The 15,595-nt window shown below is 46.2% G+C and carries 16 protein-coding genes; 11 read left to right on the forward strand and 5 right to left on the reverse strand.

Annotated elements, in window-relative coordinates; genetic code table 11:
• Nucleotides 1-2 precede the first annotated feature (2 nt).
• Complete coding sequence (locus L1D37_RS14145) at nucleotides 3-1,184, reverse strand: O-succinylhomoserine (thiol)-lyase (protein ID WP_017632080.1); 1,182 nt, start codon at nucleotides 1,182-1,184, stop codon at nucleotides 3-5.
• Between the two features lie 208 nt (nucleotides 1,185-1,392).
• On the opposite strand from L1D37_RS14145, the gene metJ reads away from it, so the two are divergent.
• The gene (gene metJ, locus L1D37_RS14150; RefSeq protein ID WP_004415993.1) at nucleotides 1,393-1,713 is read left to right on the forward strand and encodes a met regulon transcriptional regulator MetJ; all 321 of its coding nucleotides are present in this window, start codon (nucleotides 1,393-1,395) and stop codon (nucleotides 1,711-1,713) included.
• Between the two features lie 181 nt (nucleotides 1,714-1,894).
• Here the strand turns inward: metJ and L1D37_RS14155 are convergent, their stop codons facing one another.
• Nucleotides 1,895-3,184, reverse strand: coding sequence for a malic enzyme-like NAD(P)-binding protein (locus L1D37_RS14155; protein WP_048663011.1), 1,290 nt, complete (start codon nucleotides 3,182-3,184; stop codon nucleotides 1,895-1,897).
• A gap of 333 nt (nucleotides 3,185-3,517) precedes the next feature.
• Nucleotides 3,518-3,736 (reverse strand): 50S ribosomal protein L31, encoded by a 219-nt coding sequence (rpmE, locus tag L1D37_RS14160; protein ID WP_004737142.1) that lies wholly within the window; start codon nucleotides 3,734-3,736, stop codon nucleotides 3,518-3,520.
• Between the two features lie 344 nt (nucleotides 3,737-4,080).
• On the opposite strand from rpmE, the gene priA reads away from it, so the two are divergent.
• The 7 genes from priA to rraA all read left to right on the forward strand — a co-directional run bounded on the left by priA (nucleotide 4,081) and on the right by rraA (nucleotide 12,016).
• Nucleotides 4,081-6,282 (forward strand): primosomal protein N', encoded by a 2,202-nt coding sequence (priA, locus tag L1D37_RS14165; protein ID WP_239848291.1) that lies wholly within the window; start codon nucleotides 4,081-4,083, stop codon nucleotides 6,280-6,282.
• 240 nt (nucleotides 6,283-6,522) lie between these two features.
• Nucleotides 6,523-7,527 carry a DNA-binding transcriptional regulator CytR gene (gene cytR, locus L1D37_RS14170; RefSeq protein WP_017630922.1) on the forward strand — a complete coding sequence of 335 codons (1,005 nt, stop codon included), beginning with the start codon at nucleotides 6,523-6,525 and terminating at the stop codon, nucleotides 7,525-7,527.
• Nucleotides 7,528-7,649: 122 nt separating this feature from the next.
• On the forward strand, nucleotides 7,650-8,189 hold the full coding sequence (ftsN, locus tag L1D37_RS14175) for a cell division protein FtsN (protein WP_017630921.1): 540 nt from the start codon (nucleotides 7,650-7,652) through the stop codon (nucleotides 8,187-8,189).
• A gap of 219 nt (nucleotides 8,190-8,408) precedes the next feature.
• The gene (gene hslV / locus L1D37_RS14180) at nucleotides 8,409-8,957 is read left to right on the forward strand and encodes an ATP-dependent protease subunit HslV (protein WP_017630920.1); all 549 of its coding nucleotides are present in this window, start codon (nucleotides 8,409-8,411) and stop codon (nucleotides 8,955-8,957) included.
• 56 nt (nucleotides 8,958-9,013) lie between these two features.
• Nucleotides 9,014-10,354, forward strand: coding sequence for an HslU--HslV peptidase ATPase subunit (gene hslU, locus L1D37_RS14185; RefSeq protein ID WP_176680542.1), 1,341 nt, complete (start codon nucleotides 9,014-9,016; stop codon nucleotides 10,352-10,354).
• A 155-nt stretch (nucleotides 10,355-10,509) separates the two neighbouring features.
• Complete coding sequence (locus L1D37_RS14190; protein ID WP_239848292.1) at nucleotides 10,510-11,427, forward strand: 1,4-dihydroxy-2-naphthoate polyprenyltransferase; 918 nt, start codon at nucleotides 10,510-10,512, stop codon at nucleotides 11,425-11,427.
• 73 nt (nucleotides 11,428-11,500) lie between these two features.
• Complete coding sequence (gene rraA, locus L1D37_RS14195; RefSeq protein ID WP_239848293.1) at nucleotides 11,501-12,016, forward strand: ribonuclease E activity regulator RraA; 516 nt, start codon at nucleotides 11,501-11,503, stop codon at nucleotides 12,014-12,016.
• 94 nt (nucleotides 12,017-12,110) lie between these two features.
• Here rraA and zapB read toward each other — a convergent pair whose 3' ends face one another.
• Nucleotides 12,111-12,353: a cell division protein ZapB gene (gene zapB / locus L1D37_RS14200; RefSeq protein WP_008219652.1), complete on the reverse strand. Its 243-nt coding sequence runs from the start codon at nucleotides 12,351-12,353 to the stop codon at nucleotides 12,111-12,113.
• Between the two features lie 324 nt (nucleotides 12,354-12,677).
• Between zapB and glpX the strand changes: the two genes are divergently transcribed.
• From glpX to L1D37_RS14215, 3 genes are all read left to right on the forward strand, one after another.
• The gene (gene glpX / locus L1D37_RS14205; protein ID WP_239848294.1) at nucleotides 12,678-13,685 is read left to right on the forward strand and encodes a class II fructose-bisphosphatase; all 1,008 of its coding nucleotides are present in this window, start codon (nucleotides 12,678-12,680) and stop codon (nucleotides 13,683-13,685) included.
• Nucleotides 13,686-13,867: 182 nt separating this feature from the next.
• Nucleotides 13,868-14,494 carry a metalloregulator ArsR/SmtB family transcription factor gene (locus L1D37_RS14210; RefSeq protein WP_239848295.1) on the forward strand — a complete coding sequence of 209 codons (627 nt, stop codon included), beginning with the start codon at nucleotides 13,868-13,870 and terminating at the stop codon, nucleotides 14,492-14,494.
• Nucleotides 14,495-14,631: 137 nt separating this feature from the next.
• On the forward strand, nucleotides 14,632-14,979 hold the full coding sequence (locus L1D37_RS14215) for a DUF3135 domain-containing protein (RefSeq protein ID WP_017630915.1): 348 nt from the start codon (nucleotides 14,632-14,634) through the stop codon (nucleotides 14,977-14,979).
• A 99-nt stretch (nucleotides 14,980-15,078) separates the two neighbouring features.
• Here L1D37_RS14215 and L1D37_RS14220 read toward each other — a convergent pair whose 3' ends face one another.
• Entirely contained in the window at nucleotides 15,079-15,501 is a 423-nt protein-coding gene (locus L1D37_RS14220; RefSeq protein ID WP_239848296.1) for a DUF805 domain-containing protein, read from the reverse strand.
• Nucleotides 15,502-15,595: the final 94 nt, after the last annotated feature.

Genomic DNA, 15,595 nt, shown 5'->3' on the forward strand with positions numbered 1-15,595 from the left:
TATTAACCCTCCCCTTCAGCAATAAAGCCTTGTGTTTTTTCAAACGCTTGCTTAAGGTCATCAATCAAGTCTTCAGCATCTTCAAGGCCAACAGAAAGACGCAGTAACTGTTGAGAAACGCCGGCTTCTGCCAGTGCTTCTTCGCCCATCGCACGGTGAGTCATCGACGCAGGGTGGCAGATTAAGCTTTCAACACCACCTAGTGATTCCGCCAAAGAGAATAGCTCTAACTTATCAACAAAGTATTTAAGCGCCTCGAATGAACCTGCAAACTCAAAGCTCAGCATTGAACCAAAGCCAGACTGCTGCTTCTTCGCGATATCATGACCCGGATGTTCAGGAAGGCTTGGGTGATAAATAGTGCCGACGAGATCTTGCTGCTGCAGAGACGCCAATATTTCACGTGAGCTTTCTTCGTGAACTCGCATACGCGCACCTAGCGTACGAATACCACGTAGAGTCATGTAGCTATCAAATGGTGTGCCGGTCGCACCAATACAGTTACCCCACCATGCTAGTTCTTCAGCGTGCTCTTCAGTTTTCGTGACGACAACGCCACCAATAACGTCCGAGTGTCCGTTGATGTATTTAGTGGTTGAATGAATAACAAAATCCGCACCCAGCTCTAAAGGCTTTTGGAACACAGGAGTCAAAAACGTGTTGTCGACAGCAACCAGAGCACCAACCTCTTTCGCTTTACGACAAGTTTCTGCAATATCAACCACACGAACCAAAGGATTCGATGGTGTTTCAATTAAGATCAACTTTGGCTTAAGCGCGATCGCCGCATCCAGTGCTGCTTGATCCGATTGATCAACGAACAGAACTTTGAAGTCACCTTTGAGTGAGCGAGTGTTAAACAGACGGTAAGTACCGCCGTAGCAGTCGTGTGGTGCGATAATAAGATCATCACCGCCTAAGAAAGCAGAAACCCATAAGTTTAGCGCCGAGGTACCACAGTTAGTGACCACCGCGCCTTTGCCCGATTCAAGCTCAAACAGTGCCGTTTCTAATAAACCGCGGTTTGGGTTACCTGAACGGGTGTAATCGTACTTTGGCACTTCACCAAAAGCGGGAAACCCATAGTTAGTCGAAAGATAAATAGGTGGGACAACGGCATGGTGTTGCGTGTCTGACTCGATACCAGTACGTACTGCGATTGTTGCTGGCTTCCGGCTGCTCATAGGTGCTTCCTTACAAGTTTTGCGTCTGAGAGTCACAGCTGCTTGTCGGCATTTTGCTGCTGTGTTAGATATATGTTATTCACTTTACTTTCATAAACGTGAGACGTCAACACTTCTAGACGTCTATATGTCTTTGCTTATGGCGGTAAATCCCGCTAAAATCACCACTATTAATTTAATCTAACAACTAAAGTGATGAAGGTACGCAATGGCCGACTGGAATGGTGAATACATAAGCCCATATGCTGAGCATGGAAAGAAAAGCGAACAAGTAAAGAAGATTACAGTTTCTATCCCTTTAAAAGTGCTAAAGGTGCTTACTGACGAGCGTACTCGCCGCCAGATCAACAACCTGCGCCATGCAACAAACAGTGAGCTACTGTGTGAAGCTTTTCTACATGCGTACACAGGCCAACCACTGCCAACAGATGAAGACCTTCGTAAAGACCGCCCAGATGATATTCCTGCTGAAGTGAAAAAACTGATGACAGAGATGGGCATCGAGTTCGAAGCGTTTGACGAAGAATAACAATAACTCAGTCACTGCCTTCAATATTGATTCGCTTTAGCTGAATGTTCACATTACTGATTCGTCTTATCAGTGTTCTGTGAATAAGAGACATAAAAAAACCGACTCCAGATGAGTCGGTTTTTTATTATTTGTGCTCTATGGAGCAACCGCTATAACAAGCGACTACGCCATCCAGTCTCTATGCCATATAGTTAGCAGGCATCTCGATACGAGCAACGCCAGATTCAACAGCCGCTTCTGCTACTGCTTTCGCTACGCGAGGAAGTAGACGTGGGTCCATTGGCTTAGGAATGATGTAGCCCTTACCGAATTCCAGTGCAGTTTCACCCGCCGCTGCCAGCACTTCAGCCGGAACTTCTTCTTTCGCCAGTTCACGAATCGCTTTCACCGCTGCTAGCTTCATTTCGTCATTGATTTCGCTTGCACGCACGTCTAGTGCACCACGGAAAATGAATGGGAAACAAAGTACGTTGTTTACCTGGTTAGGGTAATCACTGCGGCCTGTACCCATGATAAGGTCAGAACGAACTTCGTGAGCAAGCTCAGGTTTGATCTCTGGATCTGGGTTTGAACATGCAAACACAACTGGCTTATCAGCCATCAGCGTTAGTGCTTCTGCTGGAAGCAGGTTAGGACCAGATACACCCAAGAATAGGTCTGCGCCTTCGATAACATCTTCAAGCGTGCGCTTGTCGGTGTTGTTTGCGAACAGCTCTTTGTATTCGTTTAAGTCGTCACGACGAGTGTGGATCACACCTTTACGGTCAAGCATGTAGATCTTCTCACGCTGAGCGCCACACTTAATCAGTAGCTCCATACACGCAACCGCTGCTGCGCCAGCACCTAAACAAACGATCTTACACTCTTCTAGCTTCTTACCTTGAAGCTCGATCGCGTTAAGCATACCTGCTGCTGTTACAATCGCAGTACCGTGTTGGTCATCGTGGAATACTGGTACATCACAACGCTCAATCAGGCGACGTTCAATCTCAAAACAGTCTGGTGCTTTGATATCTTCTAGGTTAATACCGCCGAATGTATCTGCAATGTTCGCAACTGTATCAACGAACTCATCGATTGTGCGGTGTTTTACTTCAATATCGATAGAATCTAAACCAGCAAAACGCTTAAACAGTAGCGCTTTGCCTTCCATTACTGGTTTAGAAGCAATAGGACCAAGGTTACCTAGGCCAAGAATCGCAGTACCGTTAGAGATAACAGCAACCATGTTGCCCTTACCTGTGTACTTATAGACGTTATCAACGTTCTGTGCGATCTCGCGAACAGGCTCAGCCACGCCTGGGCTGTATGCAAGTGCTAGGTCTTCTGCAGAGTTTGCAGGCTTCGTCAGTTCTACGGCAATTTTGCCAGGAATCGGGAACTCATGATAATCAAGAGCTTGCTGACGGAATTGTTCTTGAGGCGATAATTCTTGAGAGGATTGAGCTTGGCTGCTGTCTTCAGACATAGGTGTAGGTTCCTAGGATATTATTATTTGGGGGATCTTGTTCATGTTAATGGATGTACTTCAAAGTTCCTAGGTGGTTGAAGCCTCTGTCTCATTAAAAAACGAGATTTCACTACTAATAAGACCAGTGAGCAGTTGAAATTACTATCGCTTGTTGAACTTTCATGCGGAATTTTGGTGACGAATGATAAGCAAGGAATTGCCCTGCAATAGAATAAAGAGGCAACTTATCGTTAGGAGAGATGGATGCTTGAATGGAAGTCAGTGATTTTACAAATTGCAGGCAACAAAAAAGGACACCGAAGTGTCCTTTTTATGTCTAAATAGCGAGAATTACTTCTTGCTAGAAAGAGCACCGAAACGCTTGTTGAAACGATCAACACGGCCGCCAGTATCTACGATACGTTGCTTACCAGTGTAGAACGGGTGACATTTGTCACATACGTCTAGGTGGATTGATTCTTTTGCTAGCGTTGAGTTGAACTCAAATGTGTTGCCGCAAGAACAAGTAGCAGTAACTGCTTTGTATTCTGGGTGGATTCCAGCTTTCATGGGATAACCTCAAGTAGGCCGTGTCGCTATACGATTCTAAGCCGCACACCACACGTAGTTTAAAAAAGAAATAAAGACACCGCATTCGCACAAAAGAGTGACGAAGCCATACCTTTAAGGCGCAGTATAGTAATGAATCTATAAGGCAGGATCAACTGATTTGATACATTTTTCACCAATTGTGTCTTTATTTCCTTTTTAAGCAGAAGTGTTGATTGAAATTTGGGGATGATAGCTGCCTTCATGTGTTAGCTTGCCCTCTCTCATTCAAACTGCTCCTCGAATTTAACCGCCTTATCCTTTAGACTGTTCGCTCTCGTCAACTCAGATAAAGCCGTCCCTTTATGCGTCCAATGATTGCCCGTGTGGCACTGCCTGTTCCACTCGACAAGCAGTTCGATTACAAGATTCCAAACCACCTATTTCCGATTATTGGTGGACGAGTCTCTGTGCCTTTTGGACGACAAACCTTAACCGGAATAGTTACGGCTCTGGTTAACGAATCCGAATTCGAGCTAGACAAGCTCAAGCCTATTAAAGCGCTATTGGATAACCAACCGGTTTGGCCGGAATCTGTCTACTCACTGTTAACGTGGTGCAGTCAGTTCTATCAATACCCGCTTGGTGAAACCTTTGCCAATGCCCTACCGAGTGCGTTACGCAAGGGTAAAGCGGCAGACTTCGCGACACTGGTCGAATGGCAGTTAACACCATCAGGGCGAGATCAACTGATGCAAGGCTTTGGTCGCGCCGTTAAGCAAGCCAAAGTAATGCACATGCTTGAGCACGGCCCCGTTCCTCATCAAGAATTCATTGATGAAGAAGTAGGTAGCGCGGTACTTAAGACGTTAGAGGAAAAAGGCTGGATTGAATCGGTAGAGAAAAAGCCGAAGCGCCAACCTTGGCCTGAAGATCTTGAGAGCGACCAAGACAAACCCAAGCTCAATGCAGAACAAGCTATCGCGATCGCGACCGTCAATAGCCAGACTGATTTCGGCTGTTTCTTACTAGAAGGTGTGACAGGCTCAGGTAAGACAGAGGTCTATCTGAATATGATCAAGCCGATACTCGATAAGGGTAAACAGGCATTGGTCTTGGTGCCAGAAATCGGCCTCACACCACAAACCATTAATCGCTTTAAGCGACGCTTTAATGTGCCTGTTGAGGTTATCCACTCTGGTTTAAACGATTCAGAGCGGCTGAATGCGTGGTTATCGGCGCGCGATAAAATAGCGGGCATTGTGATTGGTACCCGTTCCGCTCTGTTCACACCGTTTGCGGATTTAGGAATCATCATTGTTGATGAAGAGCACGATGCCTCTTATAAACAACAAGATAGCCTGCGCTACCACGCTCGTGATGTCGCAATCATGCGTGCTCATAAAGCACAGATTCCAGTTGTGTTAGGTTCAGCAACACCCGCTTTTGAAACGCTACACAACGCTCAGATCGGTAAATACAGCTACCTAACCCTCACCTCGCGCGCAGGTGTCGCACTGCCGACCACCAACAAAGTGTTGGATGTGAAAGGCGAATATCTGGAAAGTGGTTTATCGGCATCATTAATTGCCGAGATGCAACGACACCTGAAAGCAGGCAACCAAGTGATGTTGTTCCTCAACCGCCGTGGGTTCTCTCCGGCATTGATGTGTCACGACTGTGGTTGGACAGCCGAATGTAAGCGCTGTGATGCCTACTACACCTATCACCAATACAGTAATGAAATGCGTTGCCACCACTGTGGTTCACAGCAGCATACCGTGCACAACTGCCAAGGCTGTGGTTCTGCTAATTTGGTGACAGTAGGTGTGGGTACCGAACAACTTGAAGCGCAGCTTGGTCAGCTATTCCCTGAATACAAAACCATACGCATTGACCGCGACAGTACCCGCCGTAAAGGCAGCTTAGAAAGCGCACTAGAGTCGATTCGTAAGGGCGAATACCAAATCCTGATTGGTACACAGATGCTGGCTAAGGGTCACCACTTCCCTGACGTAACACTTGTAGCGTTATTGGATGTCGATGGCTCTTTATATAGCAGTGATTTCCGAGCGTCTGAACGCCTTGCTCAGTTGTTTATCCAAGTCGCTGGTCGTGCAGGTCGTGCAAGCAAACCCGGTGAAGTGATATTACAAACGCATCATCCAGAACATGGATTACTGCAGGCGCTGCTACACAAAGACTACAACCACTTTGCTCAGACGGCTTTAGCAGAACGTAAACAAGCGATGTTGCCTCCTTATACATTCATGACGCTGTTCAGAGCAGAAGCAAACGACACGCGCTTAGTGGAAGAGTTCTTACGTCAGGTTCGTCATACATTGGAATCACATCCACTGTTCGACCAATATTGCATGGTGTTGGGGCCAACTCCTGCACCATTAGCCAAACGAGCTGGCAAATCTCGTTGGCAACTGATCTTGCAAACCCAGACTCGTTCATTAATGCAGAAGCTATTAATGAGCGCGAAACCGGCAATCAATATGTTACCCGCTGCGAAAAAAGTCCGTTGGTCACTCGATATCGAGCCACAAGATTTAAGCTAAACCCACGCGGGTTAAAACTAATGATAAGTTTGTTCACAAATATTTCATATTTCTCGTGAGCAACTTCACACTAGTCATGTGATTTTTGTTAATCTAGCCGTAACTTTACACGGATTAAACGAATAAAATATTGCAATAAAAAAAGTGTTAGCAACACTTTCACAATATCTATCCGATTACATTTATTATTCACGCCTTAGATACTTAGGCGACAAAGGAACTTAAAAGAGGGTTTAATTTATGGCGACAATGAAGGATGTTGCCCAGCTAGCAGGCGTCTCAACAGCCACTGTATCACGTGCATTGATGAACCCTGAGAAAGTCTCAGTTTCAACTCGTAAGCGAGTGGAGACAGCAGTACTTGAAGCTGGATACTCACCCAACACATTAGCTAGAAACTTACGTCGCAACGAATCAAAAACCATCATCACTATCGTTCCTGATATCTGTGACCCATATTTCGCCGAGATCATTCGTGGTATCGAAGATGCCGCAGTAGAAAATGACTACCTTGTTCTACTGGGTGACAGCGGTCAGCAAAAGAAGCGTGAATCTTCCTTTGTTAACCTTGTCTTCACGAAACAAGCTGACGGCATGTTATTGCTTGGCACTGACCACCCGTTTGATGTCAGCAAACCTGAACAAAAGAACTTACCGCCGATGGTAATGGCGTGTGAGTTCGCTCCTGAGCTTGAACTCCCTACGGTACACATCGATAACCTGACCTCTGCATTTGAAGCCGTGAACTACCTAGCTCAGTTAGGCCATAAACGTATCGCTCAAATCTCTGGCCCTGTATCAGCAACCCTGTGTAAGTTCCGCCAACAAGGTTACCAACAAGCACTGCGTCGTGCAGGTGTGGCAATGAACCCAGCCTACAGCACAGTTGGCGACTTCACTTTTGAAGCGGGTGCTCAAGCGGTTCGTCAATTACTGGCACTGCCTGAACAACCAACCGCTATCTTCTGTCACAACGATGCGATGGCCATTGGTGCGATTCAAGAAGCGAAAAAGTTAGGTTTACGAGTTCCTCAAGACCTATCAATTGTTGGCTTCGATGACATTCAATTCGCTCAATACTGCGATCCACCGCTAACCACCATTTCTCAACCTCGTTACGAGATTGGACGCCAAGCGATGTTGATGATGCTTGATCTACTGAAAGGCAACGATGTGCAAGCAGGTTCGCGTCTACTAGAAGCCAAATTAGTGGTTCGTGGCAGTACTGCGCCACCTCGAATGTAAGCCTTAGAAATACCGATATAAATCTGCGGCACATTTTGATGTGCCGCTTCCATTTCTGCACTATTATCCTCGCGCAATCTGGATTACCATGAGAGCAGAATTACCAACTACTGAATTGTCTTGTGGCTAATAGAGATTATGTAAAGCGCGGTCGTGGCACGAAGAGACCGACCAAGAAGCAAGCCCCTCGCCGTAAACCATGGCGTAGTGGTCTTTTGGCGATCCTCCTTGTTGGCGGATTTGGTTACGGACTTTACTTATTGAGTAATGACCCAGAGCCACCAGCGCCGGCTCCAGTCGTGAGCAAACCGAAGCCTAAGCCAAAACCAGCGAAAGTGATTCCGCCACCTCCAGAAGAGAAGTGGGACTACGTTGAAACGCTGCCGAGCCGCGAGATTGAAGTAAAAGCCAAAGAGCAAGAGATCTCTAAGATCCCTTACATCATGCAGTGTGGTGCTTACAAAACATCAGCACAGGCAGAAGCACGTAAACTGGATATTGCCTTCCAAGGTATCTCGAGTGAAATCCGCAAGAAAGACGGCAGTAGTTGGTATCGCGTGGTTCTAGGGCCATACAAGTTGAAGCGTGATGCCGAGCGAGATCGCCACAAGCTACAGCGCGCAAAAATCGAACCTTGTGCTATTTGGAAAGATACCGAGTAGTGAGTAAGCGATAATGCGGTTGTGTAGCCGCTAGAGTCGCAGCAAACACCGAAAGCCTCCCATTGTGGAGGTTTTCTTTTATTTGGTCCCTTTCGCCAGATTTCCTTACAACTTCCACTCATAAGTTGCGCGACATCACTCGCCCTTCCTTGAATTATCCGAGTGCCATCCTCATATACTTTTTATACCCAAAGATAAGAATATTAAGAGGCCCTACTCGTGACTACCATAGTATCTGTACGTCGTAATAATAAAGTCGTCATCGCGGGTGATGGACAAGTATCTCTAGGCAATACTGTAATGAAGGGCAATGCCCGCAAAGTACGTCGCCTATACAACAACAAAGTACTGGCTGGTTTTGCTGGCGGTACCGCTGATGCTTTCACGCTATTCGAAAAATTTGAAAGCAAGCTACAAATGCACCAAGGCCACCTGACCAAAGCTGCCGTTGAGCTGGCGAAGGATTGGCGTAGCGACCGTGCTCTACGTAAATTAGAAGCACTGCTTGCGGTAGCGGATGAAACCGCTTCACTGATCATTACGGGTAACGGTGACGTAGTTCAACCAGAGAACGACCTGATTGCTATCGGTTCGGGTGGTAACTATGCACAAGCCGCTGCTATCGCGTTACTAGAAAATACTGATTTAGATGCGCGTGAAATCGCAGAGAAGTCGCTGAATATTGCTGGCGATATCTGTGTGTTCACCAACCATCACCACACTGTTGAAGAATTAGAAAGCACTGTTGAGCTGCCAAAGCCAGAGTAACAAACGCTTCTACCCAAAACGTGTATCAACAGTGATTAAAGAATTAAGGAAAAACCATGTCTGAGATGACTCCTCGCGAAATCGTTCACGAACTCAATCGCCACATTATCGGCCAAGACAACGCTAAGCGTTCAGTGGCTATCGCACTGCGTAACCGCTGGCGTCGTATGCAGCTTGAAGAGAGCCTGCGTGTTGAAGTATCACCAAAGAACATCCTGATGATCGGTCCAACAGGTGTTGGTAAAACAGAAATTGCTCGCCGCCTAGCGAAACTAGCAAACGCGCCGTTCATCAAGGTAGAAGCGACTAAGTTCACCGAAGTGGGCTACGTGGGTAAAGAAGTTGAAACCATCATCCGTGACCTAACGGACGTTGCGATCAAGATGACGCACCAGCAAGCGATGGAAAAAGTACAGTACCGCGCTGAAGAACAAGCTGAAGAACGCATTCTTGATGCCCTACTGCCACCAGCACGTGATGCTTGGGGTCAGAACGAGCAATCAAACGAAGATGCTACCTCTTCAAACACTCGTCAGATTTTCCGCAAGAAACTGCGCGAAGGTAAGCTAGACGACAAAGAGATCGAAGTTGATGTAGCGGCACCGCAAATGGGCGTTGAAATCATGTCACCTCCTGGCATGGAAGAGATGACCAACCAGCTGCAAGGCATGTTCCAAAACCTAGCGGGCGACACCAAGAAAAAGCGTAAGATGAAAATCAAAGACGCATTCAAAGCACTGACTGAAGAAGAAGCTTCGAAGCTTGTGAACCAAGAAGAGCTAAAAGAGAACGCGATCTTCAACGCTGAAAACAACGGTATTGTATTCATCGATGAGATCGACAAAATCTGTAAGCGTGGCGACAGCTCAGGCCCAGACGTGTCTCGTGAAGGTGTTCAACGTGACCTACTGCCTCTTATCGAAGGCAGCACAGTATCAACTAAGCACGGCATGGTGAAAACTGACCACATCTTGTTTATCACATCAGGTGCATTCCAAGTGGCTAAGCCATCTGACCTGATCCCTGAGCTACAAGGTCGTCTGCCAATTCGTGTAGAACTTGAAGCGCTTTCAGCGAATGACTTCAAACGCATCCTAACTGAACCAAAAGCATCTCTAACAGAGCAATACATTGCCCTAATGAAAACAGAAGATGTGAGCATTGAGTTCACTGAAGATGGCATCAACCAGATTGCTGACGCTGCATGGCGCGTGAACGAAACCACTGAAAACATCGGTGCACGTCGTCTACACACAGTAATGGAGCGCCTGATGGATGAGATTTCATTCGACGCAACAGACAAGGCTGGCAGCAAGCTAGTGATTGATGAAGCTTACGTAACAGCGAAGCTTGGTGAGTTCGTTGAAGACGAAGACCTAAGCCGCTTTATCCTGTAGCACACGAAACTCCAACTTATTGCTCTAACTCAAAGAAATAGCAGCTAATAAGCGAATTCAAGGCCCACTTTCGAGTGGGCTTTTTATTACCCGAAAAATGGGCGTATACTCAAATCACAGTATGAAACGAAGACTTACAACGAAATAGACCTACGATGAAACAATCTCTACTGATTTGGCTTGATGCCGCACGACCGAAAACTCTGCCTCTCGCACTCGTCTCTATTCTTACAGGAAGTAGTTTAGCGTTCGCCAGCGATCAGTTTTCTTTATCGATAGCACTACTGGCTTTTTTAACCGCCACCCTATTACAAATTCTGTCGAACCTAGCCAATGACTACGGTGATGCAGTTAAAGGCACAGACAACGAAAATCGCCTTGGTCCAACACGTGCGATGCAGTCTGGCGCGGTCACCGCTAAAACCATGAAGCAAGCCATCATCCTCAACATCGTGTTTACCATGATTGCTGGACTGATTCTGATTTTTCATGCGCTGACCTCAATTGAAAGTATCTTATCTTTCATTGCATTAGGCGTATTAGCGATTGTCGCAGCCATTGCTTACACCGTGGGTAATAAGCCTTATGGCTACATTGGTCTTGGCGACTTATCGGTATTTATCTTCTTTGGTTTGTTAGGCGTGTCAGGGACTTACTTCTTACACACTGGTCATGTTGAACCAAGCCTGTTCCTTCCTGCATTGGGCTGTGGCTTGATGGCGGTTGCGGTACTCAATATCAACAACATGCGCGACATCGAAAACGACAGCGAATGTGGCAAACGCACCATGGCAGTTCGCCTTGGTCAACGCAAAGCCAAACACTACCACTTTGCGCTGCTTGGTTTAGCCCTTGTCTCTTTTGCTATTTACCTACTGATTCAAGAAAAGCCGGTCTGGATCAGCCTGCCGTTTTTACTGAGCATTGTTATTGTCTACAAGCATGGCAAGGCGGTTTGGGAAACAGAGAAACCAGCACAAATCGCGCCAATGATGCCTGTGATTGTGAAATGCTCATTGGTCACTAACCTATTGTTTGCAGGGGTTGTCGTAGCTCAAACTCTATTGAGTTAATTGAGACTAATCATTGCAAAGGGATCAAGCACCGATATACTCAAAGTAAGCTCATTGTTCAAAAGGTATACTAATGGAATACAACACTTCAGCACTGTGCGACATATATTTGGATCAAGTTGATGTCGTGGAGCCAATGTTCAGCAACTTCGGTGGACGTGCATCCTTCGCAGGACAGATCACGACATTAAAGTGCTTTGAAGACAACGCTTTGATTCGCTCGGTATTAGAGCAAGATGGTCTAGGGCGTGTGTTGTTAATCGATGGCGGCGGCTCACTGCGTAAAGCGCTGATCGACGCTGAGATGGCCTTACTTGCCGAAGACAATGAGTGGGAAGGGATTGTGGTTTATGGCTGCGTTCGCGAAGTCGATGAACTTGAAGACATGAACCTAGGCATCCAAGCCCTAGCTTCTATTCCTGTTGGTGCGAGCCAAGAAGGTGTTGGTGAGATAGACGTACCAGTGAACTTTGGCAGCGTGACCTTCTTACCGGAAGATTACCTCTACGCTGATAACACCGGCATTATTCTTTCAGCAGAGCCTTTGGATGTTGAGCTTGATTTGGATGTTGAAGAAGAGGCTGAATAAACCCTGTTAACTCCAAGCTACCCTTTCCAAAATTAAGAACAAACAAAAACGCCCGCTACTGAGTAGCGGGCGTTTTTTAAATCTGAAGAGTCAATTACTCTACTTCATCCATTTTACCAAGAAGGTTACGGATGCGATCTTGCCATGCTGAATGCTCTTCTTGCATCTGCTGAGTTTTTTGCTCTAGCTCGTGACGGCTTGCTTTAAGCTCACCAGCTTCAGTTGCTAGTGCTTGTTTCTCTTCTTTAAGCTCTTCCACTTCCATTTGAAGAAGTGCAATTGTATCTACTGCTGTTTGAATTTTTGCTTCTAGCTGCTCTAGTACTTCAAAAGACATTCTGGCCTACCTTTAAGTTATCCATTTGATGGTGAAGGTTCACTCCACTTATTTCCCCATTCTACTCAGCAGAGCAAGGATAAACACTCAATATATTCGATATTTTGCGCCATTCGATGAAAAAAACAGCGCTTTTTACCGAATATTGACGTGAATGATTACTGCCACAACGGCAAACCAATTATTTTGATGAATATTAGCGGTTTTCCACTGCAAATTGATCGAGAGCAATCCCCAAAAAACAAAAAGGCAAACGTTTCCTTTTGGATATGGTAAAATCCGCCGCGAAATTTCTATTCCCCCTTTGAAAATTTTGGAGTCCGCATGAAACGCGATTTAGCAATGTCATTCTCTCGTGTCACAGAAGGTGCAGCACTAGCTGGTTACAAGTGGCTTGGCCGTGGCGACAAAAACGCTGCAGATGGCGCTGCTGTAGAAGTAATGCGTAGCCTACTTAACAAAACCGAAATCAGCGGTGAGATTGTTATTGGCGAAGGTGAAATCGATGATGCACCTATGCTATACATCGGCGAAAACGTAGGTGTAGGCGGCGATGCTGTCGACATCGCCGTTGACCCAATTGAAGGGACACGCATGACAGCAATGGGTCAATCAAATGCATTGGCTGTATTGGCTGCGGGCGAAAAAGGCAGCTTCCTTAAAGCGCCTGATATGTACATGGAAAAGTTAGTTGTAGGCCCGGGTGCCAAAGGCGTTATCGACCTAGAACTGCCACTGAAAGAAAACCTAGAAAACATTGCTAAGGCTCTGGGCAAAACACTGGATACATTAGTTGTAACGACACTGGCTAAGCCACGTCACGATAAAGTTATCGCCGACATGCAAGCTATGGGCGTTCGTGTATTCGCAGTGCCAGACGGTGATGTTGCAGCTTCTATCCTAACCTGTATGCCTGACAGCGAAGTAGACGTCATGTACTGCATCGGCGGCGCACCTGAAGGTGTGGTTTCTGCTGCGGTTATTCGCGCACTTGACGGTGACATGCACGGTCGTCTTCTTCCTCGTCACGAAGTAAAAGGCGACACAGAAGAGAACCGTAAACACGGTGAACTTGAACTAGAGCGTTGTGCCGAAATGGGTGTAACGGCTGGTATCGTGTTGAAAATGGAAGACATGGCTCGCAGCGACAACGTTGTATTCTCAGCAACAGGCATCACTAAGGGTGACTTGCTAGAAGGCATTTCTCGTCAAGGCAATATCGCGACAACAGAAACGCTACTTATCCGTGGCCGCTGCCGTACGATTCGCCGCATCAAATCAATCCACTACCTAGAGCGTAAAGATCCAGAAGTAGTGGGTCACATCCTGTAAACCTAAACTAGGTTAAACAGAACAGACAAAGGCTGATACTTGGTATCGGCCTTTTGTTTTATTGGCCCAAGACAATCGCGCCCTGCTTTCTGCCCAAAGCGTAAATTACGGTCAATATAGTAAATGGTTTGCTTTATAAACACCTTGCCTCATAATAGTAAGGTTCATGAGGTAGGGATAGTATGAAAACAAGCGACAAAATCTTACAGACCATTAAGCGTCAAGGCGCAGTAACTGCGAAACAACTGTCAGAAGAATTTGGCATGACGACAATGGGTGCAAGGCAGCATCTGCAAAGCCTGGAAGATGACGGTATTCTTGCGTTTCATGATGTGAAAGTGAAAGTTGGTCGCCCGACTCGTCATTGGTCCCTCACTCAACACGGCCACGGTCAGTTTTCAGACCGACACGGTGAACTGACGATTCAAGTCATTGATGCAGTCGAGAACCTGTTTGGCAAAGAAGGACTCGCTAAGGTTGCTGCCGAACGTGAACAGCACACCCTCAAGCAATATCAATCTGCCCTGTCTGGCTGCAATGACCTAATCAGTAAGCTTGAAAAGCTCACTCAACTTCGTGAAGAAGAGGGGTACATGGCAGAGCTTCAAGAGCATGATGATCATTACATCTTGATCGAAAACCACTGCCCTATCTGCAAAGCAGCGACTCGTTGCCCTAGCCTATGCCAGTCAGAGCTCAATGTTTTCACAGAACTGCTCAAAGACGAATGCCACGTAAGCCGCACTGAGCACATTATTGCTGGCGAGCGACGTTGCACTTACACGTTAACACCCACGCCTTTATCGTAATCCCAAGCAGCTAAAGCCGAACGCTAAGCCACCGATCTCGTCTCAATATTGAGAAAACGTTAATAGAACAAAATTTGTACAGAATTCTTTCTTAAGCTTAAGGCATATGAAACATGCTTAATGCTAAGGAAGGAATGATGGCACATCCACAACCCAATCAAAAACTGCCACCCTTTGATGAACTTGTCCAACTTGCGAAAAGCGATCCTAAAGCATTCAATCAATTCAAACACGAGATGTGCGAACAGATGATTTGTTCGGCTTCTGAAACCATGCAAGACAGACTTCGCGCTCAGCAAAGCCACATCGACTTAGTGGTTAGCCGTTGTAAAAATCCGCACCATGCCAATGTCGTGCTTATGCAGGAGTTGCGCTGTCAGGTCTGTAAGTTCCAAGACGCGCTCGAAGGCCGCTGTGGTTTTGAAGAAACTCTGCCAGAAAATGTGGTGCCTTTTAGACCCAATACAGAGCCGAAAATGTATTAAAGCGAATATAAGTTAACAGAAGATACAGATGACAATCAGACTGTTATAAAACAAAAAAGGGAGCGCAATGCTCCCTTTTGTTCATTCATCATTCCGCGATTACACCGGGTCTTCGCCGTAATCATTGCGACCTTCAGTGCCTTTCATCAAGCCACATTCAATCAGAATCCATAAACCACACACTAATGCTGCAACGGTTGCCACCATATGAATTGGCGATACCGACTCTGTTGTCGTTGCTGCCATTGGTGAAGCCAAACGACCAAGTACCAGCGGCACGTTCAACAGTAACCAGTAGTTCGATTTGTTACGGTCGTGCCAACGCTTGGCGGTTACCGCAAGATCTGGGACAACCAGCATCAGTAGGAAGATTGGCAATAGAATGTAAGAGTATGCTGGGAACAAAACCGAGATACCGGAAGCAAAACCAGTAATCGCAATGTAGTAGAAAATGTTCCACATCCAGTAAGTCTTACGACCAATTCTCCCTTTGAAAGAGAGCAGTAAATCTTTCATCGACATCTAAAAATACTCAAAAATTAATACGCTACCAAAAAAGTTAGCAGCAAATTGCTCGTTAATCACTTTTATTAAGTTAATCACTTTTATTAAAAAA

Source organism: Vibrio sp. Isolate33, assembly GCF_022397895.1.
GTDB classification, from domain to species: Bacteria; Pseudomonadota; Gammaproteobacteria; order Enterobacterales; family Vibrionaceae; genus Vibrio; species Vibrio pomeroyi.

Excerpts from the sequence above, each read along its gene's own strand:
- L1D37_RS14145 (WP_017632080.1), bottom strand. The coding sequence starts at position 1,184 with ATGAGCAGCCGGAAGCCAGCAACAATCGCAGTACGTACTGGTATCGAG.
- metJ (WP_004415993.1), top strand. The coding sequence starts at position 1,393 with ATGGCCGACTGGAATGGTGAATACATAAGCCCATATGCTGAGCATGGA.
- L1D37_RS14155 (WP_048663011.1), bottom strand. The coding sequence starts at position 3,184 with ATGTCTGAAGACAGCAGCCAAGCTCAATCCTCTCAAGAATTATCGCCT.
- rpmE (WP_004737142.1), bottom strand. The coding sequence starts at position 3,736 with ATGAAAGCTGGAATCCACCCAGAATACAAAGCAGTTACTGCTACTTGT.
- priA (WP_239848291.1), top strand. The coding sequence starts at position 4,081 with ATGCGTCCAATGATTGCCCGTGTGGCACTGCCTGTTCCACTCGACAAG.
- cytR (WP_017630922.1), top strand. The coding sequence starts at position 6,523 with ATGGCGACAATGAAGGATGTTGCCCAGCTAGCAGGCGTCTCAACAGCC.
- hslU (WP_176680542.1), top strand. The coding sequence starts at position 9,014 with ATGTCTGAGATGACTCCTCGCGAAATCGTTCACGAACTCAATCGCCAC.
- L1D37_RS14190 (WP_239848292.1), top strand. The coding sequence starts at position 10,510 with ATGAAACAATCTCTACTGATTTGGCTTGATGCCGCACGACCGAAAACT.
- rraA (WP_239848293.1), top strand. The coding sequence starts at position 11,501 with ATGGAATACAACACTTCAGCACTGTGCGACATATATTTGGATCAAGTT.
- zapB (WP_008219652.1), bottom strand. The coding sequence starts at position 12,353 with ATGTCTTTTGAAGTACTAGAGCAGCTAGAAGCAAAAATTCAAACAGCA.
- glpX (WP_239848294.1), top strand. The coding sequence starts at position 12,678 with ATGAAACGCGATTTAGCAATGTCATTCTCTCGTGTCACAGAAGGTGCA.
- L1D37_RS14210 (WP_239848295.1), top strand. The coding sequence starts at position 13,868 with ATGAAAACAAGCGACAAAATCTTACAGACCATTAAGCGTCAAGGCGCA.
- L1D37_RS14215 (WP_017630915.1), top strand. The coding sequence starts at position 14,632 with ATGGCACATCCACAACCCAATCAAAAACTGCCACCCTTTGATGAACTT.
- L1D37_RS14220 (WP_239848296.1), bottom strand. The coding sequence starts at position 15,501 with ATGTCGATGAAAGATTTACTGCTCTCTTTCAAAGGGAGAATTGGTCGT.